The organism is Synechococcus sp. CCAP 1479/9 (genome assembly GCF_019038535.1).
Classification (GTDB): domain Bacteria; phylum Cyanobacteriota; class Cyanobacteriia; order PCC-6307; family Cyanobiaceae; genus Cyanobium.
In genome coordinates this window covers 13564-34331 of sequence record NZ_JAFKRK010000002.1, presented here as the reverse complement: position 1 = coordinate 34331, position 20768 = coordinate 13564, and the positions used below count along the sequence as shown (strand labels likewise).

General features: G+C 67.2%; 23 protein-coding genes. 9 read left to right on the top strand and 14 right to left on the bottom strand.

Annotated elements, in window-relative coordinates:
- Positions 1–6: 6 nt before the first annotated feature.
- Genes KUG38_RS00700 through KUG38_RS00690 form a run of 3 tightly spaced genes read right to left on the bottom strand, consistent with a single transcriptional unit; the run spans position 7 to position 2230 of the window.
- Positions 7–297 carry a DUF427 domain-containing protein gene (locus KUG38_RS00700; RefSeq protein ID WP_502988667.1) on the bottom strand — a complete coding sequence of 97 codons (291 nt, stop codon included), beginning with the start codon at positions 295–297 and terminating at the stop codon, positions 7–9.
- Between the two features lie 47 nt (positions 298–344).
- Positions 345–923 (bottom strand): DUF2808 domain-containing protein, encoded by a 579-nt coding sequence (locus KUG38_RS00695; protein WP_286195470.1) that lies wholly within the window; start codon positions 921–923, stop codon positions 345–347.
- A 26-nt stretch (positions 924–949) separates the two neighbouring features.
- Positions 950–2230, bottom strand: a complete 1281-nt coding sequence (locus tag KUG38_RS00690) for a glutathione S-transferase family protein (RefSeq protein ID WP_216918584.1) — start codon at positions 2228–2230, stop codon at positions 950–952.
- A 117-nt stretch (positions 2231–2347) separates the two neighbouring features.
- Between KUG38_RS00690 and cpcB (KUG38_RS00685) the strand changes: the two genes are divergently transcribed.
- From cpcB (KUG38_RS00685) to KUG38_RS00670, 4 genes are all read left to right on the top strand, one after another.
- Positions 2348–2866, top strand: coding sequence for a C-phycocyanin subunit beta (cpcB, locus tag KUG38_RS00685; protein ID WP_094584041.1), 519 nt, complete (start codon positions 2348–2350; stop codon positions 2864–2866).
- A gap of 210 nt (positions 2867–3076) precedes the next feature.
- The gene (locus KUG38_RS00680; RefSeq protein WP_286195469.1) at positions 3077–4486 is read left to right on the top strand and encodes an ammonium transporter; all 1410 of its coding nucleotides are present in this window, start codon (positions 3077–3079) and stop codon (positions 4484–4486) included.
- Positions 4487–4500: 14 nt separating this feature from the next.
- A complete protein-coding gene (locus KUG38_RS00675; protein WP_094584039.1) occupies positions 4501–4839 on the top strand; it encodes a P-II family nitrogen regulator in 339 nt (112 codons plus the stop codon).
- A 206-nt stretch (positions 4840–5045) separates the two neighbouring features.
- On the top strand, positions 5046–5768 hold the full coding sequence (locus KUG38_RS00670) for an SDR family NAD(P)-dependent oxidoreductase (protein ID WP_216918582.1): 723 nt from the start codon (positions 5046–5048) through the stop codon (positions 5766–5768).
- 6 nt (positions 5769–5774) lie between these two features.
- Here KUG38_RS00670 and hemN read toward each other — a convergent pair whose 3' ends face one another.
- Complete coding sequence (gene hemN, locus KUG38_RS00665) at positions 5775–7145, bottom strand: oxygen-independent coproporphyrinogen III oxidase (protein WP_216918581.1); 1371 nt, start codon at positions 7143–7145, stop codon at positions 5775–5777.
- Between the two features lie 50 nt (positions 7146–7195).
- A complete protein-coding gene (locus KUG38_RS00660; protein ID WP_216918580.1) occupies positions 7196–7885 on the bottom strand; it encodes a biliverdin-producing heme oxygenase in 690 nt (229 codons plus the stop codon).
- Positions 7886–8034: 149 nt separating this feature from the next.
- On the opposite strand from KUG38_RS00660, the gene KUG38_RS00655 reads away from it, so the two are divergent.
- Together KUG38_RS00655 and KUG38_RS00650 are read left to right on the top strand one after the other, a co-directional pair.
- Entirely contained in the window at positions 8035–8454 is a 420-nt protein-coding gene (locus tag KUG38_RS00655) for a hypothetical protein (protein WP_286195468.1), read from the top strand.
- Positions 8455–8657: 203 nt separating this feature from the next.
- Positions 8658–9698, top strand: a complete 1041-nt coding sequence (locus tag KUG38_RS00650) for an L-lactate dehydrogenase (RefSeq protein ID WP_216918579.1) — start codon at positions 8658–8660, stop codon at positions 9696–9698.
- A gap of 86 nt (positions 9699–9784) precedes the next feature.
- Here KUG38_RS00650 and cpcA read toward each other — a convergent pair whose 3' ends face one another.
- The 9 genes from cpcA to acsF form a co-directional block, all read right to left on the bottom strand.
- Positions 9785–10276 carry a C-phycocyanin subunit alpha gene (gene cpcA / locus KUG38_RS00645; RefSeq protein WP_106222828.1) on the bottom strand — a complete coding sequence of 164 codons (492 nt, stop codon included), beginning with the start codon at positions 10274–10276 and terminating at the stop codon, positions 9785–9787.
- Between the two features lie 38 nt (positions 10277–10314).
- Positions 10315–10836 (bottom strand): C-phycocyanin subunit beta, encoded by a 522-nt coding sequence (cpcB, locus tag KUG38_RS00640; protein WP_106222827.1) that lies wholly within the window; start codon positions 10834–10836, stop codon positions 10315–10317.
- A 327-nt stretch (positions 10837–11163) separates the two neighbouring features.
- Entirely contained in the window at positions 11164–12672 is a 1509-nt protein-coding gene (locus tag KUG38_RS00635; protein ID WP_353617672.1) for a SufS family cysteine desulfurase, read from the bottom strand.
- A gap of 208 nt (positions 12673–12880) precedes the next feature.
- Complete coding sequence (locus KUG38_RS00630) at positions 12881–13810, bottom strand: family 2A encapsulin nanocompartment shell protein (RefSeq protein ID WP_216918577.1); 930 nt, start codon at positions 13808–13810, stop codon at positions 12881–12883.
- A gap of 149 nt (positions 13811–13959) precedes the next feature.
- Positions 13960–14988, bottom strand: a complete 1029-nt coding sequence (gene epsC, locus KUG38_RS00625) for a serine O-acetyltransferase EpsC (protein WP_353617671.1) — start codon at positions 14986–14988, stop codon at positions 13960–13962.
- Positions 14966–15343 carry a rhodanese-like domain-containing protein gene (locus KUG38_RS00620; RefSeq protein ID WP_216918576.1) on the bottom strand — a complete coding sequence of 126 codons (378 nt, stop codon included), beginning with the start codon at positions 15341–15343 and terminating at the stop codon, positions 14966–14968. The genes epsC and KUG38_RS00620 overlap by 23 nt, the downstream gene beginning before the upstream one ends.
- A gap of 89 nt (positions 15344–15432) precedes the next feature.
- The gene (cysK, locus tag KUG38_RS00615) at positions 15433–16446 is read right to left on the bottom strand and encodes a cysteine synthase A (protein WP_216918575.1); all 1014 of its coding nucleotides are present in this window, start codon (positions 16444–16446) and stop codon (positions 15433–15435) included.
- Between the two features lie 59 nt (positions 16447–16505).
- Complete coding sequence (locus KUG38_RS00610) at positions 16506–17195, bottom strand: long-chain fatty aldehyde decarbonylase (protein ID WP_286195467.1); 690 nt, start codon at positions 17193–17195, stop codon at positions 16506–16508.
- 76 nt (positions 17196–17271) lie between these two features.
- On the bottom strand, positions 17272–18300 hold the full coding sequence (gene acsF, locus KUG38_RS00605) for a magnesium-protoporphyrin IX monomethyl ester (oxidative) cyclase (protein WP_216918574.1): 1029 nt from the start codon (positions 18298–18300) through the stop codon (positions 17272–17274).
- 146 nt (positions 18301–18446) lie between these two features.
- Between acsF and KUG38_RS00600 the strand changes: the two genes are divergently transcribed.
- Genes KUG38_RS00600 through gorA form a run of 3 tightly spaced genes read left to right on the top strand, consistent with a single transcriptional unit; the run spans position 18447 to position 20765 of the window.
- Entirely contained in the window at positions 18447–18752 is a 306-nt protein-coding gene (locus KUG38_RS00600) for an ArsR/SmtB family transcription factor (RefSeq protein ID WP_094584033.1), read from the top strand.
- Positions 18730–19410, top strand: coding sequence for a pentapeptide repeat-containing protein (locus KUG38_RS00595; RefSeq protein WP_216918573.1), 681 nt, complete (start codon positions 18730–18732; stop codon positions 19408–19410). Before KUG38_RS00600 ends, KUG38_RS00595 begins: the two co-directional genes overlap by 23 nt.
- Positions 19407–20765 (top strand): glutathione-disulfide reductase, encoded by a 1359-nt coding sequence (gene gorA, locus KUG38_RS00590; RefSeq protein WP_216918572.1) that lies wholly within the window; start codon positions 19407–19409, stop codon positions 20763–20765. The genes KUG38_RS00595 and gorA overlap by 4 nt, the downstream gene beginning before the upstream one ends.
- Positions 20766–20768 lie beyond the last annotated feature (3 nt).

The window sequence follows — 20768 nt, the reverse complement described above, 5'->3', positions numbered from 1 at the left end:
CAGGCCTCAGGCCACCGTCACACCCTTCCAGAACGCCACCCGCCCCCGGATGTTGCTGGCCGCTTCCTTCGGCTCCGGGTAGTACCAGACGGCATTGGCATTCTCCTTGCCGTCGACGATCAGGTCGTAATAGTGCGCTTCCCCCTTCCAGCCGCAGAAGGAGCGGTGGCTGGAGGGGCGGGTGCAGGCTGGGTCGAGGGCATCGGCCGGGAAGTAGGCGTTGCCTTCCACCGTCACGATGTCGTCACTGCTGGCGATCACCTTTCCGTTCCAGCTGGCCTGCATCGTGGGCGTCATCAGGGACCCCCATCCTGGCGCCTGCCCAGCGACACCGGCCGATTCACTCACCAATCATTGGGCTGGTAGATCCTCAGGGTCCCCACCCCCACCGGGCTGGGCACCGGCCCGGGGCCGGCCGGGATCGCCGTCACCTGGAACAGGTAGGTGTCGGCCTGGACGGGGTTGAACCAGGGCCGCACCGACACCGTCACCGTCGCGCCGGGAGGGACGGGCTCGGGGAAGCTGAGGTCGAAACGCCGGGCAGCAGGATCGAACGCGGCCTGCACCGGGATCCGGCGCCCCTCACTTCGGGGCAACCCGAGAAAGGCGCGGGTCCGCTCGACGGCAAACGGGAACTGCCAGTCGGCACCTCGGGTCTGCTGGATGGTCAGGCCGCCGAGGGAGGCCCCCGCCCCCTCATCAAGGCTGAGGGTGAAGAAGTACTCCGCGGGCGACTGGCCCACGTTGGTGGTGTAGCTGGTGAGGGTGACCTTCCAGGGGGCCCGCACGAACTGGGTGCGACCGCCCAGTTCCAGGGCCTGGACGGCGGGAGCGCCGGCCGCAACGGCCAGGCTCAGCGCCGCCAGCGGCGGCACCACCCGGCTGAGGCCCCCCAGGGAAGCACGACCCGAAATGCCTGCCATGGCCTCCAACACCATCGAGGCCAACGTTAGGGGGCGGTGCCGAGGGGCCGGCTCGCGGCGGCAAGGAAGGGGGACGGGTCCTGGTCGCGGCGATGCTGCACGGGGATCGGCTCCCCCGCCGCCGAGGGAGCGGCCGGATCGAGACGGGCCGTGGCCTCCAGGGAGCGGCGCAGCAGGCGGGCCGCGTGCAGTGGCATGTCCCTGGGCACGCTGACGCGATCCCGCAGGTAGCGCAGACCACGGGCCGACCCGGGGGGAGGCGGGCAATCCTGGCCCGTGATCAGCCGGGTGAGGGCGCAGCGCAACGGCCGGTCGAAGCCATCGGATCCGAGGGGATTGCGCGCCAGGAGGGGCCCCCGGTGCCGGAGCACCCGGCCCAGGGCCACGGCGGCCGCATCGGCCGGCTCGCCCTGGCTGGTCTCGGGATCGGACCCGGGTGGGGCCACGATCGGCCAGGGGCCGGCGTCGATGCGGTCGGCGAGATTCCGCTGCTCGGCGCTGCCGCTGGCGTAACACCCTCCCATCTGGGGAGGCAGGTCATGGGCGTGGGTGTGGAAGTCGCTCTGGGTGCCGAGGTAGGTGGAGCGCTGCTCGAGAGCCCGGAACCAGCGATCGATGGCGGGATGGCGCTCCCGCAGCAGGTAGCCCTTGTAGTACGCCAGGCTGGCGTTCATGCGCTCGACGTAGGGCACGAAGATCAGGTCCACCGTGCCCAGCTCCCCGACCAGAAACGGTCCCGGCTCGGCCTCGAGGGCGCTCGCGAACCGTTCGGCCCAGCGGTCGAAGCCCTCCCGGCCCCGGGCCTCGTCGGCGCCCCCCCGGGCCGGGACGCAGAGCCATTGGCACCAGGCCCGGAACAGCTGACGCTCCAGCTGGCGCAGCGGCAGGGCCACGGACGACTGCATCGCCGGCCCCAGGGGGCCGAAGCTCTGCTCGAGGGCCTCAAGGATGCGGTCGCTTTCGGTGATCAGACGACCATCGAGCTCCAGGGCCGGCAGCATGCCGCTGGGAACCCGCTCGGTGTACCAGGGCTCCTTCCGCCCGTAGCAGAACATCGTCACCTTGCGGGTCCGATGGGGAACCCGTTTCTCCTCCAGCCACAGCCAGACCTTCTGGCAGTAGGGGCACCAGGCGTGGTGGTCGCGATACAGCGTGACCCGGACCTCCGACTCCGCGTGCCCGAAGAGCCGCAGCCGGGCTTGGGGGCTGGTGGGACCTGCGTTCGGATCGCTCGGCGCCGGCCCGGCGGCCAGGGCCAGCGCGCCCCAGTCCATCGGCTCGGGAGGCATGTCTGCGGGGCCGGCCATGCAGGGGCTTAGGGGCCAATCACCCTAGTCAAGCTGCCAGGGGCGGTAGCTCCAGGGCGCTCGCACCACCCCGGCCGGCGAATCTAAAGTTCAGTTCCACGCTTCCAAGCAGCCCCCATGTTCGACGCCTTCACCAAGCTCGTCGCCCAGGCCGACGCCCGCGGCGAATTCCTCAGCCCCGGCCAGATCGATGCCCTGGGCGCCATGGTGGCCGAGAGCAACAAGCGGATGGACACGGTCAACCGCATCACCTCGAACGCCTCCAAGATCGTCACCAACGCCGCCCGCGACCTGTTCGACCAGCAGCCCGCCCTGATCGCCCCCGGCGGCAACGCCTACACCCACCGCCGCATGGCCGCCTGCCTGCGCGACATGGAGATCGTTTTGCGCTACGTCACCTACGCGATCTTCACCGGCGATGCCTCCGTGCTCGAGGATCGCTGCCTCAACGGCCTGCGCGAGACCTACCTGGCCCTCGGCGTGCCCGGTGCCTCCGTGGCCGAAGGCATCCGCAAGATGAAGGACGCCGCCATCGCGATCGCCAATGATCGAAACGGCATCACCCCCGGTGACTGCTCCGCCCTGATGTCGGAAGTGGGCACCTACTTCGATCGCGCCGCCGCCGCCGTCGCCTGATCTGAGCGTCCGCCGCCACCATCCCGCCGGGGCCCTGCCCCGGCTTTTTTGTGACCGTTCACTGGCCGGAGGGCCTGATTGTTCGTTTGGCTACACAACCATGTCACCCAGGCACTGAAGGTGATTTCTGCCTTTCCCAAGGTTCACCCCCCTTTTCCGATGCATGGATCACCGACTGGTGCATCGACGTCATCCGCGTTATCCGCACTGATGACCTTCGATCGCCTTCGCGGCCGCTTTCTGGCTGGGCTTCAGGATCAACGGCTCAGGAAAATCGCCTTCTTTCTGCTGGCGGTGGGGGCCGGCATCGGTCCGTTGCTCGCCGGCTCGGCCAAGGCGGCCCTGGCCTTGGCTCCCACCGATGGCGCCGACACCCTGCTGATGTTGGTGGGTTCGGCCCTGGTCCTGCTGATGACCCCTGGCCTGGCCTTCTTCTACGGCGGCTTCACGCGTCCCAAGAACGTGTTGAACTGCATGATGATGAGCTTCTTCCTGATGGGGCTCATCGGCGTCCTCTGGGTTGTGATCGGCTACAGCCTGGCCTTCGACGTCGGCTTCGGCAGCCCCTTCATCGGTGGCCTGGGGTCAATGTTCCTCCATGGCGTCGGCGGAGAACTCGGCGACCAGCCTCTGGCTGCCGGCTTCCCGATCAGTGCCACATCCTTCGCCCTGTTCCAGGGCATGTTCGCGATCATCACGCCAGCCCTGATCTCCGGGGCCCTGGTGGAGAGGGTCAGCTTCAAGGCGTGGTTCTGGTTCTGTCTGATCTGGAGCCTGCTGATCTATTCCCCCATGGCCAAGATGGTCTGGGGCGGCGGCTTCATCGGTCCGTTCGGAGCGATCGGCGCCATCGATTTCGCGGGTGGCACCGTGGTCCACATCGCTTCCGGTGTGGCGGCCCTCGTCGCCGCCGCCATCATCGGCCCCCGCACCACCTGGCCGAACAGCAAGCGCCCGCCCCACAACGTGCCCTTCATCCTGCTGGGGGCCGGCCTGCTGTGGTTCGGCTGGTTCGGTTTCAACGGCGCCAGCATGTTCGCCTCCAAAACGGCGGGCTATCCCTTCCTCACCACCACCACCTCCGCCTCGGCCGCCCTGCTGACCTGGTGCCTGATCGAATGGTTCAAGGATGGCAAACCCACGGCCGTGGGCGCCGCCACTGGTGCCGTTGCCGGCCTTGTGGGCATTACCCCCGCTGCCGGGTTTGTCTATATGGAGCAATCGCTCCTGATCGGCGTCATCACGGCGGTGGCCTGCTTCGTTGCCGTGCGGGTGAAGGCCGCCATCCAGTTCGACGATTCGCTTGACACCTTCATGGTCCACGGCGTGGGCGGAACCGTGGGCGCTCTGCTGACGGGCATTCTTGCTTCCAAAGCGCTTGTACCTGGCGATTACTTCCCCTTGTCGGCCAAGATTCTTGAGGAATCAGGAAACTTCGGCCTGTTCATCGCCCAGCTCAAAGCCGTGATCCTCACCTATGGATTTGTCGCTCTCGGCACGGCTATTATTCTCTGGATTCTCGGGGCTCTGATGCCACTTCGCGTCAGCCCTGAAGAGGAAGAGCGCGGTCTCGACTTCGTGGCTCACGGAGAAGAGGCGTACGATCCAATGACCAACTGACGACCAAACCTTCCATGAAAATGATCACGGCCATGGTCCGCCCCTCCAAGGTGGATGCCATCAAGACAGCCCTCGTCGCCCTTGACATCATCGGCATGACGGTCACCGACTCCCGTGGATTCGGTCGCCAGAAAGGCCAGGTCGAGCGCTACCGGGGAACGGAGTTCACCGTCGAGTTCCTGCCCAAGGCAAGGATCGAGATCGTCGTCCCCACGGCCAAGCTGGACGCGGCGATCGCCGCCATCACCCAAGCCGCCCACACCGGTGAGATCGGCGACGGCAAGCTCTTCGTCACCCCGGTCGAATCGGTGATCCGGATCCGCACCGGCGAATCCGGCGAATCCACCCTCTGAGCAGCGGCCGCCGACACCGGCGCGTCCACCGTTCATCACCCGGAGCTGGCCAACACGGTCAGCTCCTTTTTTGTGGGCACTTGACGGACTCCTGATGGGATGCCGGCGGACTTCTGTGGGGCTCCAGTCCATCCCGCAGCCGTTCCGCAGGCCCCCAGCCTGGCCATCCGCCAGGATTCCGGGACCCGCCGCCGCCATCGCCGGCCATGGAGCAGACCCGCACCCTGCTGATCAGCGGCGCCAGCCGGGGTATCGGCCGGGCGATCGCAGAACGGGCCCTGGCCGAGGGCCATCGGCTCAGCCTCGGCCTGCGCGATCCAGCCGCCCTGCCGGAAGGCCCGCTGCGGCAGTCCGCCCGCCAGGGGGGCGACCGGGTGGTGGTGCATCCCTATGACGCCCGCGACCCAGCCCAGGCGACGGCCTGGGTGGCGGCGACGCTGGCCCACTTCTGCGCAATCGACGGGGTGATCCACTGCGCCGGGCTCTTCTCCCGGGTGGGCCTGTTGTTCGGGCCGGGCGGCGAAGGGGAGATCGAGGACCAGTGGCGCGTCAATCTGATGGGACCCTGGTGGCTCACCCGGGCCGCCTGGCCGGCGCTGGTGGCCAGCGGCGACGGCCGGGTGATCACCCTGGTGTCGATGAGCGGCCAGCGGGTGAAGGGCTCCCTGGCTGCCTACCCGTGCAGCAAGTTCGCCCTGATGGCCCTGTGCCAGTCGATGCGCAACGAGGGCTGGGACGCCGGGATCCGGGTGACGGCGATCTGCCCGGGCTGGGTCAACACCGCCATGGCCTCCCAGGTGACGGCCCTGCCCGCCGACGCCATGACCCAGCCCGAGGACCTGGCCGCCCTCACCGCCCAGCTGCTGCGACTGCCCGCCAGCGCCGTGCCCTTCGAGCTGAAGATCAACTGCGTGCTGGAACCCTGCTGAGGCGGCTCAGATCAGCCGCGAGCCGGAGGCCGCCTGGCGCTGGGAGGGGTCGAACACGGCCGCCACGGTGCGGATCAGCCAGCGGCCCGAGGCGGTCACCTCCACCAGGCCCCGGCCATCGGCCTGGCTGAGCCGCACCAGGCCGTCGTCGGCCAGGTCCTGGAGGTCGGCCCACTCGGCGGCGTAGCGCTCCGGATCGATCGCCACCCGGAAATGGCACATCACCTCGCGGATCAGCTCCCGCCGCTCCAGCACCTCCGGATCGCTCACCACCAGCCCCCGCTCCACCGGCAGCTGGCCGGCGGCGATGCTGGCGGCATAGGCCTTGAGATCCCGCTGGTTCTGGCTGAAGAGCCCGGGGAACTGGCTGATCGCCGTGGGGCCCACCCCCAGCAGCTCCAGCTCCCCGCCGGTGGTGTAGCCCTGGAAGTTGCGGTGCAGGCGCCCCTCTCTGGCCGCCACGGCCAGGCTGTCGCCGGAGAGGGCGTAGTGATCCATGCCGATGGCGTCGTAGCCGCAGCCGCCCAGGCGCGCGGCGGCACTGTCCAACATCTGCAACCGCTGACGCTGGCTGGGCAGATCCTCGGCGGCAATTTTCCGCTGCAGGGGGAGCTGCTCGGGCAGGTAGGCGAAGGAGAACAGGGACACCCGATCGGGGCGCAGGTCCTGCACCAGGGCCAGGGTGGCGTCGAACCGCTCCGGCGTCTGGAGCGGCAGACCGCAGATCAGATCGACGTTGACGCTGACGAAACCCGCCTCCCGCATCCAGGCCATGGCCCGGCGCAGCTGGTCCACCGGCACCACCCGGTTCACCGCCTGCTGCACCAGGGGGTCGGCATCCTGGATGCCGAAGCTGATCCGGGAGAAACCCAGGCGGCGCAGCTCCATCACATCCTCCCGGCTGAGGGCCTCCGGATTCACCTCGATCGAGGCCTCCAGATCCCTCTCCAGATCGAAGTGGCGCTCGACCAGCTCCCAGAGCCGCTGGCGCTCGGGGATCGTCAGGTAGTTGGGGGTGCCCCCGCCCCAGTGCAGCTGGGCGAGGCGCCGCCGCTGGCCGGAGTGGCGGCTGATCAGCTCCAGTTCCGCCGCCAGGGCCTCCAGATAGGGATCCACCACCTTCGAACCGGCGCCGGTGGTGATGCGGTTGCAGCCGCAGAACCAGCAGGCGTTGCGACAGAAGGGCACGTGCACGTAGAGCGACAGCGGCGCCTCAGTGGGGCGGGCCAGCTGGGCCTCCAGGTCGGCCGCACTGACGCCTCCGTGGAACGCGGCGGCCGTGGGATAGCTCGTGTAGCGGGGGACGGGCCGGTCGTGCTTGAGCAGCAGATCGATCGGGGTGGTGGGACGCGGGGAAACGGTGGCCGCAGGGGTCATGGGAGGGGATGGGGTGTGGCGGGAGGAAAGGGGGGAGAGGGGCGGGGCGGCTAGGCGGCGAGCTCCCCCAGCTCCGCCAGCAGCCGCTGGGTGTCGTGGAAGGCGATCACCGATTCCTCCAGCAGTTCCAGCTCCTCGTCGGCGCTGAGGTCCATCCGTTCGATGGCGTCATGGAGTTCCTGCTTCAGCCCGGGGATGGGGCGCTGGAACGCCCAGAACTGCAGGGGCGGCAGGCCCTGGCCAGCGAGGATGGCGTTGGCCTGCTCGGCCAGCTGCTGGCCACCGGAGAGATCGCCGCCGTAGCGCACGTAGACGTGGGCCATGAAGCGGTGCGGAGCCTGCTGGGCCAGGCGCTGCAGATGCTCCAGCCAGATCGCGGCCGCCGCGGAAGCGGGCGTGGCGGGGACAACGGCCAGCCGGGCGATGTCCTGGTGCAGGGCCTGGCTGCGGGCCAGGTCGGCCCAGGGGAAACCCTCGGCTCCCAGGGCGGCCGCCAGCAGGGGGCCCCGGGCCTCGATCAGACCGTAGGCGGGGGCGAGGGAACGGATCAGGGCCGCAAGCTGGCGTGGGTGGGCCTGCCCCGCCAGCAGCGACCGGGAGAAGGTCATGCCCTCGGCCTGGTGGTGGGCGGCACCGATGCGGCCATGGAGCCGGCGCACCCTGGGGCCGAACCCCTTGCGGGCGAGAACATCGGCGGGGCCGGCGTGGTCGGAGATGGCGACAGGGATGGCGGTGGTCATGGGGAACGGCGCTGGGGGAGAACGAACCCGGGAGGGGCGCTGATGCCTACGATATAACGGTACTGTTGTTCCATGCTTCTGTGGAGACAATTTCGTTGCATCCACCGCATCCGCTCTCCACCTCCGTCCCCTCCGCACCCCGCCCCGCCATGTCCGCCACCACCCTGGCCCCACCCACCGCGCCCATGCGCTCCCTCTCCTTTCTGGTGGCCCCGCTGGGGCAGCTCAGCGGGGACGGCCAGCTGCGGGAACTGATCGAGGAACGCCGCCAGCGCAAGGGCGCGGACGTGGAGCTCTGGTATCTGGGACAGGATCTGGTGGAGGAGCTGCACCTGGCTCAGGCCTTCCGCCATCCCCCTGCGAAACACCAGGACCCGGGGAGTGCACAGGGGCCCATCGAAGCGGTCGTGGCCGGCGACGCGGCGGTGATCACCTGGCTGCAACTGCGCTTCGGCGGCTGCGCCGGCAGCCTCGCTCTGCCGACGGGCTGGCTGCAGGAGCGGGCGGGCGCGCTGCCGCCCCGGGCGCCATCCGCCGCCACCAGCAGCGCTCGCGCCGACAGGGGCTAGAGGGGGAAGTCCGGCACCAGGGGCCATCGGTGGCCGGACGCGGGGAACACCCCCGGCTGTGGTCCCGGAGCCATGACAGCGACGCTCGGGGGTGTTTCCGTTGGGCTGACGGCCCGATTCCCAGGGCGGAGGCGCAGTGAACCCGACCGCAACGAACCCAACCGCTACGACCCGTTCGAGCCACCCCCAGGCCCCTGCCGCCGGTGCCTGATCTCACCCCGGCCGTCGGCGGCACCTCCGCCGCCCCTTTCTGCAACCTGCTGCTGCCCACCGGCGCCCAGGCGCGGGGGCGCACCCTCCCCGGCCGCAAGGTGGTGATCGTGGGCTGCGGCGCCGTGGGCATGGCCTGCGCCGTGGCGATCCTGCACCGGGGCTGCCAGGAGGAGCTGGTGCTGGTGGATGTGGCCCATGATCGGCTGGAGGGGGAGGTGATGGACCTCTGCCATGGCCTGCCGTTCCTGCCCCGCACCGATCTGCGGGCCGGGAGCGTGGAGGACGAGGGACGGGATGCCGATCTGGTGGTGATCACCGCCGGCGTGGCCCAGCAGCCGGGCCAGTCACGGCGGGAGCTGATCGAGCGCAATGCGGCTCTGTTCCGCAGGCTCGTGCCGCCGATCGCCCTCCACTGCCCCCGGGCGGTGCTGCTGGTGGTGAGCAACCCGGTGGATGTGCTGACCCATATCGCCGGTCAGCTGAGCGGTTTCCCCGCCCACCGGGTGATCGGCTCGGGCACCGTGCTCGATTCCGCCCGTTTCCGCATGGCCATCAGTCGCCGGCTGGGGATCGATCCCCACGACGTCCAGGCCTGGGTGATCGGCGAACACGGTGATTCGGAGGTGCCGGTCTGGAGCCGGGTGGTGGTGGCTGGCTCGGGGCTGGTGGATGGGGGCTGGGAGGGCAGCCGCACCCTGGAGGACCCTGAGCTCCAGGAGCTCTTCCACAGCGAGGTACGCCAGGCGGCCTACGAGATCATCCGGCTCAAGGGCAGCACCTCCTGGGCGATCGGGCTGGCCACCGCCGAGATCGTCGAGGCGGTGCTGCGCAGCAAGGACCAGATGCTCACGGTGAGCAGCCGCAGCCACGGCCACTACGGCCTGCCCGATGTCTGCCTCAGCCTGCCCACGATCGTCAACGACAGCGGCGCCGCCGCCCTGGTGCAGATGGCCCTGAGTGAGAAGGAGACGGGGCAGCTGCGCCACAGCGCCGAGGTGCTGCGGGGCATGCTCGATGAGGCGGGGTTCTGAGGGGATGGATGGTGGCGCCATGGGCCAGAAGCCCCCGAAAAAAGGGGCCCTTGGAGGGCCCCGGTGGCACGGCGGGACGCAGGGTCTCAGATGAGTGCGTTGATCGCGTAGTCGATGTAGTTGTTGGCGATGACGCCGGGGTCTCCGCTGATGCCGTGGTTGGCCTTGATGTGGTTCAGGGCTTCCACGTACCAGGAGGGGGAGAGTTCGAAGGCGCGGTTGATTTCATCGAGACCGGCGATCAGGTACTCGTCGAGGGGGCCCGTGCCGCCGGCGACGAGGGAGTAAGTGATGTGACGCAGGTAGTAGCCGATGTCACGGGAGCACTTGGCCTTGCCTCGGGCGTCGAAGGCGTAGTTGTTGCCCTGGAGCTGGGTGGTGTAGGGGAACTTGTTGTAGACGGCCTGGGCGGCACCGTTGACGAGTTCATCAGCCTTGGCGGTGAGCGCCTTGGCGGCCTCGAGGGCATTCTTGGCGCGCTCGTAGCGACCGAAGGCGGCATTCAGCTCCGTGTTGCTGAGGTACCGGCCCTGGGAATCGGCGGCAGCAACGGCTTCGGTGAGGGGAGTCTTGGACATGACGGGATGAATGGCAGAGGTGAATGGGTGGGAGGCCGTCAGCTGACGGCAGCGGCGGCGCGGTCGAAGTAGGTGCCGATCTCAGAGGCCAGCGCGGAGCAGTCCCCCTGGGTGATGCCGTTGCGGTCGAGCACCAGATCGATCGCTGCGCCCTTGATCAGGCGGACGCCTTCGGCCACCGACGCTCCGGGCACTCCCAGGGCCAGATAGGTCTCGCGCAGACCGTTGAGGCAGCGGTCCTCAAGCACCGACGCGTCACCGAGATAGACCGCATAAGTGACATAGCGGAGAATGATGTCGAGGTCGCGCAGGCAGGCGGCGACGCGACGGTGGGTGTAGGCGTTGCCACCGGGGGCGATTAGGGCAGGCTGCTGGGCGAACAGCTCGCGGGCCGCGTTGGTGACGAGCGTGGAGGCGCTGGAGGTGATCCGGTTCACGGCATCCAGACGCTTGAAACTGTCGGCGACGACGCCGGAAAGAGCGTCCAGCTGGCCGGAATTGAGGAACTCGCCGCGGACATCTGCCTGGGCGATGAGTTTGGTGAAAGCGTCGTAGGTCATGACAGTGACTACTTCTCCCGATGCGGGGATGAGGTTGTTTGAAGAACGCGTACCTCTCCGGCCGAAAGATCCGGCAAGAAGGGTTCATCGCGCACAGACATTCTCGTCGCCAAGGGCCTGTTATTCTTCCATTGACTTCACAAAAGGTCATCGCATTCATGGCCATTGTAGTTTCAACCACATGGGCGGATATGCGCTTCAGAGCCTGATCCTGAGAAGGAAGAACAAGATGGGGTTCCGATGTAGTTCTGGCCACTCATTCTTGAATCAGCTCGTACACCGACCAGCCCGATTCTCCTGGCAGGCCGATCTGGGAGAGACGGCAGCTCAGGCAGCCAGGCGCCGCAGCGCGGCCACCAGGGCATCCACGTCACTGTGGGTGTTGTAAAGACCCAACGTCGCCCGCACGGTGCTCTCCACGCCAAAGCGACGCAGGATCGGCTGGGCACAGTGGTGGCCAGCGCGGACGGCGATTCCCTCCTGATTGAGAGCCGACCCCACCGCCTCGGGAGCCTGCCCATCGAGCAGGAACGAGAGCACGCCAGCCTTGTGATCCGCACGACCGAACAACCGCAGGCCCGGAATGGCGAGCAGCAGAGGCGTGGCATAGGCCAGCAGATCCTGCTCCGCCCTCTCGATCGCGTGCATGCCGATCCTCTCCACGTACTCCAGGGCCGTGGCCAGACCCACGGCGTCCGCGATGTTGCCGGTACCGGCCTCGAAGCGCTGGGGCGGATCCTGGTAAAGGGTGCGCTCAAAGGTGACGTCGCGGATCATGTTGCCGCCCCCCTGCCAGGGGGGCATGGAACGCAGCAGATCCCGCTTGGCGTAGAGAACGCCGATGCCGGTGGGTCCGTAGATCTTGTGACCCGAGAACACATAGAAATCCACGTCCAGGGCCTGCACATCCACCGGCGTGTGGGCAATGCCCTGGGCTCCGTCCAGCAGGACCAGGGCACCATGCCGATGGGCGATCGCGATCATCTCCTCAACGGGAGGGATCGTGCCCAGGGCATTGGAAACCTGGGTGAAGGCGACCAGCTTCGTGCGGGAGTTGAACAGATGCTCGTACGCCTCCAGGATCACCTGGCCGGTGTCATCCACTGGGGCGATCCGCAGCCGGGCTCCCTTCTCATGGGCCAACTGCTGCCAGGGCACGATGTTGGCGTGATGCTCGAGATGGGTGAGCACGATCTCATCGCCCGGCTCGATGGTGTGCCGACCCCAGGACTGCGCTACCAGATTGATCGCCTCGGTGGTGCCCCTGAGGAACACGATCTCCTCGCTGCTGGCCGCGTGCAGAAAGCGGGCACTGGTGGCGCGGGCCTGCTCATAGGCCTCGGTGGCGCGCGCCGCCAGTTCATGGGCCGCCCGGTGGATGTTGGAGTTTTCGCTGCGGTAAAAACGCTCCAGCCGCTTGATCACCGCCAGTGGCTTCTGGGTGGTAGCGCCGTTGTCAAGCCACACCAGTTGCCGCCCGTGGATGCGCTCCTGCAGGATCGGAAAGTCGCGCCGTAGATATGCCGGATCAAGGGGTTGCGCCGTGGGGGAAGCCTGCTGGGTCAGGTCCAGCGGCGAGAGCCCCGCTGGTGCCCCGGCCATGGCCTCGGGTTGGGGCACCTCCGAGGTGGGGAGGCGAGTGGGGGATGGGGCGCGCTCGGCGATGAAGTAGGGCAGGTCCAAGGCCACGGGGAACTGGCTGATCACCCCCTGCAAGGAAGGGAAGGCATGGGGAATCTCAATGGCGAGGGGCGTCAATGCCTGGGGATCCACCGATTCAGACGCCTGGGGAGCGAGATGGGTTGCGGAGACGTCATCGCGCAGTTGACGATCCACATGGAGCTCTGATCCTCCCGAACCTGCCTGGCTCCGTGATGGGTCTGAGGAAAGACCATCCGAAGCGGCGGGGAGCTGGACAACGGATGCAACGGTCTGGGAAGGATGGCCAGAGAGCTGCGCCTGGATCAGGCTGGCCAGACGGTCCAACTCCAGTTCACTCGGGAAACCGTGGGGAATGGCCGCCCCGTCACTGCCCCCGCGGTGATCAGCGGTAGTCATGCTGGTAGTTATGGAATTTGTCCACTTCAACGTTTTCGAGCACGGCGATGGCGTCTTCGGTGAGAACGGCCAACGAGCAGTAGAGCGAGATCAGATAGGAGGCGATCGCCTTGCGTCCGATACCCATGAACTTCACCGACAGCCCCATGCCCTGTTCGCCGGGAAGGCCTGGCTGGTAGAGGCCCACCACCCCCTGTCGCGCTTCACCGGTGCGCAACAGCAGAATGCTGCTGCGACCCGCCTCGATCTTCAGCTTGTCGCTGGGAATGATTGGCAAGCCCCTCCAGGTGATAAAGGGTGAGCCGTAGAGGGTGACCGTCGCCGGAGGAACACCGCGACGGGTGCATTCCCGGCCGAAGGCGGCAATGGTGAGGGGGTGCGCCAGGAAGAAGGCCGGCTGCTTCCATACCTTGGTGATCAGTTGATCGAGATCATCAGGCGTGGGGACACCACTGATGGGCTGAAGACGCTGAGAAGGAATAACATTGTTGAGAAGCCCATACTCCTTATTGTTGATCAGTTCACTTTCCTGGCGCTCCTTGATCGTTTCAATCGCCAGCCTCAGCTGCTGCTGGATCTGATCATGGGGGTTGCTGTAGAGGTCGGAAATCCGAGTATGGATATCCACCGTCGTTGTGACAGCACTGAGAAAGTACTCGCGAGGCTCCTCTTCATAATCGACGAAGGTTTCGGGGAGATCGATCTCATCTCGCTGTGAGCATGCCGTCAGAACCCGCGACTCGTCCTTGACCTTGTTGACGCGATAGATGCCGGCCTCAACCCCAACCCAGGACAGCATCGGCACCAACCAACGCGGCGAAATGCCGAGCAGCTGCGGAACGGTCTTGGTGGCATTCGCCAACTGACGTGCCGCTGCATCGCCTAAAGCCAGATGGGAGGATTTACTGGTTGCCATGGATGTTCAATCAAAAATGGGCAGGATTGGAATCGACAAACCACAGAGCAAACAAAATGCTCTTGAGGAGATAGTCAGTGGTGCACTGGCCCTCAGAGACTGGAGAGCAAGACATCACCTCCGATCAGGAAAGCCACTCATGGGATCACTTAAATACCTCCCCCCTCTCCAAAGGTCTCAGAAAGAGCTTTGGCCTGGGTGATGGTGGTGCCTGGCGGGACGCTGCTTGTCAACCAGACATTCCCACCAATCGTGGATCCCTTGCCGATGGTCACCCGGCCCAGGATCGTTGCCCCGGAATAGATAACGACATCGTCTTCAACAATCGGATGGCGGGACTCGCCCTTGACGAGATGCCCATGCTCATCGACGGGGAAGTGCTTGGCTCCCAGGGTGACGGCCTGATAGAGGCGCACATTCTTGCCAATGATGGACGTGCCGCCGATCACAACACCTGAGCCATGATCGATGAAGAAGCTGTCGCCGATGACTGCGCCGGGATGAATATCCACACCCGTGGCGGAATGGGAAAGCTCAGCAATGATGCGCGCCACCACTGGCGCGCCGAGGCTGTGAAGGGCATGGGCAAAGCGATGGTCGGTGATGGCCTTCATGCCTGGGTAGCAGACAAGCACCTCCTCGATACTGCTGGCGGCAGGGTCGCCTCGAAACGCCGCATGCAGGTCGGAGTCGAGCTGGGAACGGATGCGCGGAAGCTGATGGGCGAAAGCGAAAACAATCTCCGTAGCCTGCTGATCAAGCGTCGGATCCTGCCTGCCGTCATGGGGCAAGGATCGACGGGACTCGATCTCAATGCGGACCTGGTGACGGAGCTCCCGCAGGCAGGTGTCGAGCGTATGGCCAACGAAGAAGTCGGTGGCCGTCGAAGAGCTTGGAACGCCCATCAGGTCGGGCTCTGGGAGCCCTAGGCGATGGGGATAGAGGGAGGCTCTCAGGCCCACCAGCACCCGTTTCAGCGCATGGGTTGAAGGCAGGGGAACCAGGGTATTCGGATGTTGCCAGAGGAGTGGAGACTGGACCCGAAGTTCCCGGAGAGAATCGACAATTCCGGCAAGGTTCAAGCCATGGTCCCCCATACCTTCAGGCTCATCGAGGAGAGATTCGGAGCGACGCTGTCGCACAGAGGTGATCACGTCAGCGCCCAGCAGCGACAGCACGCACCAGCGGATCCGGCCAGTCGCGCAGTCCCGACCGCAACGAAGCCACGGCTGTGTATGCGAGGTCTTGAAGTTCCAGGGCTGCGAGGGCGCTTCTGTTGCCACCAGCGCAGACCACCACCACGGAATGGGATGGATCCTTGAGGATCCCAGGGATCTCCTGGGAGAGAATTGAAGCCCTCACATTGATGGAGCCTGGAATATGCCCAGCCCCATACTCCTCTGGTTCACGGACATCGATCACTGTGGCTCCATCAGCGATCAGGTGCTTCACGCCGTTGGCATCAGACTCCCGGATCTGCGAGCGCGCCGCCGCCGCTCTCTGAAGGAAATCCGAGCCATGCAGAAGAGACATGTGGTCGCTCCGTGATCACATGATCATCCCTCGATTGGTATGCCTGGCAACGTAGTTTCACCCACATCGAGGGGTACGTGCGACTTCAATCAAAGCGCCAGACCATGCTCATTGAAGAGCCCTTCGAACAGGGCTGAACTCAGATAGCGCTCGCCGGAATCCGGCAGCACCACCACGATCGTCCGACCGGCAAAGGCCTCCTCATGGGCCAGCCGCACCGCCGCTGCCGCGGCCGCACCGCTGGAGATGCCGGAAAGGATCCCCTCTTCGCGGGTGAGACGCCGTGCAAAGGCCACCGCTTCCGCACTGCTGACCTGTTCGACCCTGTCGACCAGATCGAGATGCAGATTGGCAGGAACGAATCCGGCCCCGATCCCCTGGATCTTGTGGGGTCCAGGCTGAAGCGGTTGTCCCGCCAGGGTCTGGCTGATCACCGGACTCTCCACCGGCTCCACGGCCACCGACACCAGGGGCTCGCCGAGCGTTCGCTTGATGTACTGGCTGACGCCGGTGATCGTGCCTCCGGTGCCGACGCCTGCCACCAGTGCCGCCACGCGACCGCCGGTTGAGGCCCAGATCTCCGGTCCCGTGGTGTCGTGGTGAATACGTGGGTTGGCTGCATTGGCGAACTGCTGCAGCAGCACATAGCGATGGGGATCGGATGCGGCGATGTCCTGGGCCCTGGCGATCGCACCGGCCATGCCCCGGGCACCCTCGGTCAGGACCAGCTTCGCTCCGTAGGCGATGAGGAGCTTGCGCCGCTCCAGGCTCATGGTTTCCGGCATGGTGAGGGTGAGCGGAATCCCCCGCGCCGCTGCCACGAAAGCGAGGGCGATGCCCGTGTTGCCGCTGGTGGGTTCGACGATCTCCTTTCCGGGACCGAGCAGACCGTCCTTTTCCGCCTGCCACACCATCGCCGCTCCGATCCGGCACTTCACCGAATAGGCGGGATTGCGTCCTTCGATCTTGGCGTAGACGATTCCCTTGGCCTCACCGACGACGCGATTGAGTCGAACCAGCGGCGTCTGGCCAATCGAGAGGCTGTTGTCTTCAAAGGCGGGAAGGGCCGCCGCCGGCGTGGCGGCGAAACCTGTGGAGGTCATGACGGGGCGACGAAAAGCCAGACCTAGCCATGGACCTCCCAATCCCGTCGTGGTGGCGATTACACCCCCACCTCCACCGCCCGGCCCGCCAGTCGCGCCACCAGCCCCCGGGCCTGGCGCGGCTCGAAGCCCACCGTCTCGATCGCTGCCTGGAAGCAGCCCACGAACTCGCCCACCAGCTCGGCCGGGTCGATGCCGATCGCCGTCAGGTCGTCGCGGACGCTCTGGAGCATCGCCATCACGATCGGGACGGCGCGCTCACAGCAGGCCGCGATCGGTGCGGCCACCTCCGGGAACCAGGCCGCCAGCCAGCGGCTGCCGTACGCGAGGTGTTCGGCCTCGTCGGTGAGCACCGACTCGATGATCGGCGCGGCGAAGGGGTCGGCCACCGGCTGGTAGCAGCGGTAGGCGGCCACGGCGAAGCTTTCCACGATCAGGCACTGGATCACCAGGGCGCTGACGCGGTCGCCGCTGCTCACCGCCTCACGGAACAGCCGGTGCAGCGGTGCGAACAGGCGACGCGCCAGCGGCAGATCCGGGCGGATCCCCAGCTGCCTGCCGCAGCCTGAGAAGTCGCGGGCATGGTGCCCCTCCATGGCGGCGAGCCGCATCAGGTCGTCCCGGTCCTCCGGAAGGAGGCCTGCCAGCAGGCGGAAGTGGCTGTCCGCCAGGCCCTCACCCACGATCACCAGGGCGTTGATGCGGCTGTAGGCGTCGCAGTAGGCGGCGCTCAGATGGGGCTGGGGCATGGGAGAAGGGGCAAGGGAACAGAAGCTGAACGATCCGCTGGTGGAGGCCGCAGGGAAAGCCGCGGGCAGCCCGGGCTCAGCCCGCCTCCGCCCGCACCATCGGCTGCCAGAACTGCCGCCACAGCAGCCCGCCGAAGCGCAGCCTCAGGCCGATCTGGTGCCAGGGGCCGGCCCCCTGGCGGCGGGCGGCCCCCATCTCCTGGAAGCAGGCGACAAGGCGATCCCGCAGGGCGATGAAGCCGCCGGATTCCAGATCGAACACCCAGGGGAAGGCCCGGCGGGCCGTGCGGTTGGTCTGACGCATCACCTCGGCGTCGAAAGCCTCCGGGTCCATTCCCAGGATCCGGTAGAACTCGCCGCGCTCACAGACCGTGAGGCTGTGGGTGAGAAACACCGACCACAGGAAGAAGCGACTGAGCAGCTTGCCGCGCAGCCCCTGGCGCAGGGCCGGCCAGCAGCGGATCAGCATGTTGAAGATGTCACCATGGCGATTCTCGTCCTGGCACCAGGGCTCGAAGAAATCGAACAGCGGCGCGAAGTTGCTGTCGGGGTGGGCCTTGAGATGGCGGTCGATGAGGATGTACCGCCAGTAGCCGATCTTCTCCGATAGGAAGACGCTGTAAAGCACCCAGCTCAGGGGGAACCAGGTGATCGGTCGCTTGGTGCTGAGGCTGGGCAGGTCGATCTCGATGCCCTCGGCCACCAGGGCCCGGTTGAGGAAACCGGCATGGCGGGCCTCATCGCGGGCCATCAGCTGGAACAGCCGCCCCATCTCGGGACGCTGCTCCTGGAACAGCCGCCGGGAGAGCTCCTTGAACAGCAGGAAGCCGGAGAACTCCGACACGCAGGAGCGCACCAGATAGCTCTCATACGCCTCCTTCTCCTCGGGGCTCAGGTCCCGGAGCCGGTCCAGCGGTGCCTTGCGATCGAAGTGGTCGCGGTTGTAGTCCGCCTCCATCTCGGCGAGCATCGCGTCGAAGGCCGGCCGTTGCGGCTCCAGATCCGTGCGGGCCGCCTTGGCGATCTGGGTCGTATAGAACCGCGGGGTCAGCAGGTCTTCCCGCAGGTGGGGCGCCGCAGGAGGGGTGGAGAGGGTGGCGGTCATCAGGGGGCGACGCGGCTGCGCATCATAACGACATCGTGATACTACGTGATCCGGTTGCAGCAGACCTGTGGTTTCACGATTCTGTATCAACAGTCTGAGACGCAAGCGTGGTAGCCTCCCCACCATCCCGGGCTTCGCTGCGGTCGATGGAATCTCTGGCCGACTACTTCAAGGTGTTCTCCGAGCCCAACCGGCTCACCGTGCTTGAGACCCTGCGGCCGGGCCCCCTGAACGTCACGGCCGTCGTCGAGAAGACCGGCCTCAGCCAGGCCCTCGTGTCCAAGCATCTCAAGCTGCTGACGATCGCCGGTGTGGTGCGTCGCCGTCCCGAAGGCAGCCTGGTGTTCTATGAAGTGATCGACAAGGGCGTCTTCCAGCTCCTGGCCCAGGCCCGGAAGCTGATGCTCGCTTCCCGCCGCCAGCAACTCGATGCCCTTGCGGCCATCCTCTGACCGTCCCGCCGACCTGCCGGGCGACCTCCCCGCCGACCTGGAGGCCCTCAAAGACGCCCTGGCCGCAGGCCGCCGCCACTTCGCCGGACTGCGGCTGGGGGATCTCGATGGCGTGGCCCTGGATCTGGGCGACTGCGACCTGCACGGCGGCTGCTTCAAGGAAGGCCGGTTCGGCCACGCCCGGCTGGCGGGAGCGAACGTGGAGGCCGCCTGCTTCCAGCAGGCCCTGCTCTGGGGGGCCGACCTCTCCGATCTCAAGGCCAGCGGCTCCTTCTGGCACGACGCCGACCTGTCGGCGGCCCGGCTGCAGGGGGCCGATTTCGGCGGCGCCCTGATGCACCGCTGCTGTCTGCGGGGGGTGCTCGGGGCCCACAGCCGCTGGCGGTCCACCCGGCTGGTGGAGGCCGACTTCCGCGGCAGCCTCGACCAGCCCACCGACCTGGGCGGGGCCGATTTCCAGGGGGCCGACCTCAGCTTCGCCCTGATGCAGGGGGCCCTGCTGCAGGGGAGTGATCTGCGCGGTGCCTGCCTCTACGGCACCAACATGGGAGGCGCCGACCTGCGTGATGCCGATCTGAGCGGCTGCGACCTGCGGGACACCGATCTCCGGGACGCCATGCTGGAAGGCACCGTGCTCCACGACGCCCTGCTGCCATGACCGACTGCTTCGATCTGATCGTCCTCGGGGCGGGCTCCGGTGGTCTGGCGGCCGCCAAACGGGCGGCCTCCTACGGGGCCTCGGTGGCGATCGTGGAGGGCGACCGGGTGGGGGGCACCTGCGTGATCCGCGGCTGCGTGCCCAAGAAACTGCTGGTCTACGGCTCGGCCTACCGGCACCTGCTGGCCGATGCCTCCAGCTACGGCTGGCAGCTGGATGGCTTCCGGCCCGACGCCTCGGTGCTGCTCGCCAATGTGCGCCGCGAGGTGGACCGGCTCAATGAGCTCCATATCGGCCTGCTGGAGAAGGCCGGCGTGGAGCTGGTGCGGGGCTGGGGCCGCTTCGCCGATCCCCACCACATCGATGTGGTCCAGGGCGCCGAGACCACCCGCCGGCTCAAGGGGGAGCGGATCCTGATCGCCGCCGGCGGCCGGCCTCACCGTCCCAGCTTCCCCGGGGCCGAACTGGGCTGGGTGAGCGACGACATGTTCCTGCAGGAGCGCTTCCCGGACCGGGTGGTGGTGGTGGGGGCGGGCTTCATTGCCTGCGAATTCGCCTGCATCCTGCATGGCCTGGGTGTGGCGGTGACCCTGCTGGTGCGGGGCGACCACCTGCTGCGGGGCTTCGACCGGGAGGCCTCCACGGCCGTGCAGGAGGCCATGGAGGCTGAAGGCATCGAGATCCGCTTCGCCCACAGCCCCGCCGCCATCACCGGCGTCCCCGGCGCCCTGGAGCTCACCACCCAGAGCGGTGAGGTGCTGCCCTGCGGCGGCGTGCTGCTGGCCACGGGCCGGCGGCCCTTCCTCGAGGGGCTGCAGCTGGAGTGCGCCGGGGTGGCGGTGGAAGGGCACCGCATCCCGGTGGATGCCGACCAGACCACCAACGTGCCCCACATCCATGCGGTGGGCGACGTGACCGACCGCATCAACCTCACCCCGGTGGCCGTGGACGAAGGCCGGGCCTTCTCCGACACCGTCTACGGCAACAAGCCCCGCCAGGTGAACCACGACCTGGTGGCCAGTGCCGTGTTCAGCCAGCCGGAACTGGCCGGGGTGGGCCTGAGCGAGGAAGCGGCGATCGAACGCTTCGGCCCCGACGGCATCCGGGTGCACCGGGCCCGCTTCCGCCCCATGGCCCAGGCCCTGCCGGCCCGGGGTCCCCGGGTGCTGCTCAAGCTGATCGTGGAGACCGCCACCGACCGGGTGGTGGGCTGCCACATGGTGGGCGAGCACAGCGCCGAGATCATTCAGATGGCGGCGATCGCCATCGGCATGGGGGCCACCAAGGCCGACTTCGACCGCACCATGGCCCTGCACCCCTCGGTGGCCGAGGAGTTCGTCACCATGCCCGGCTGATCG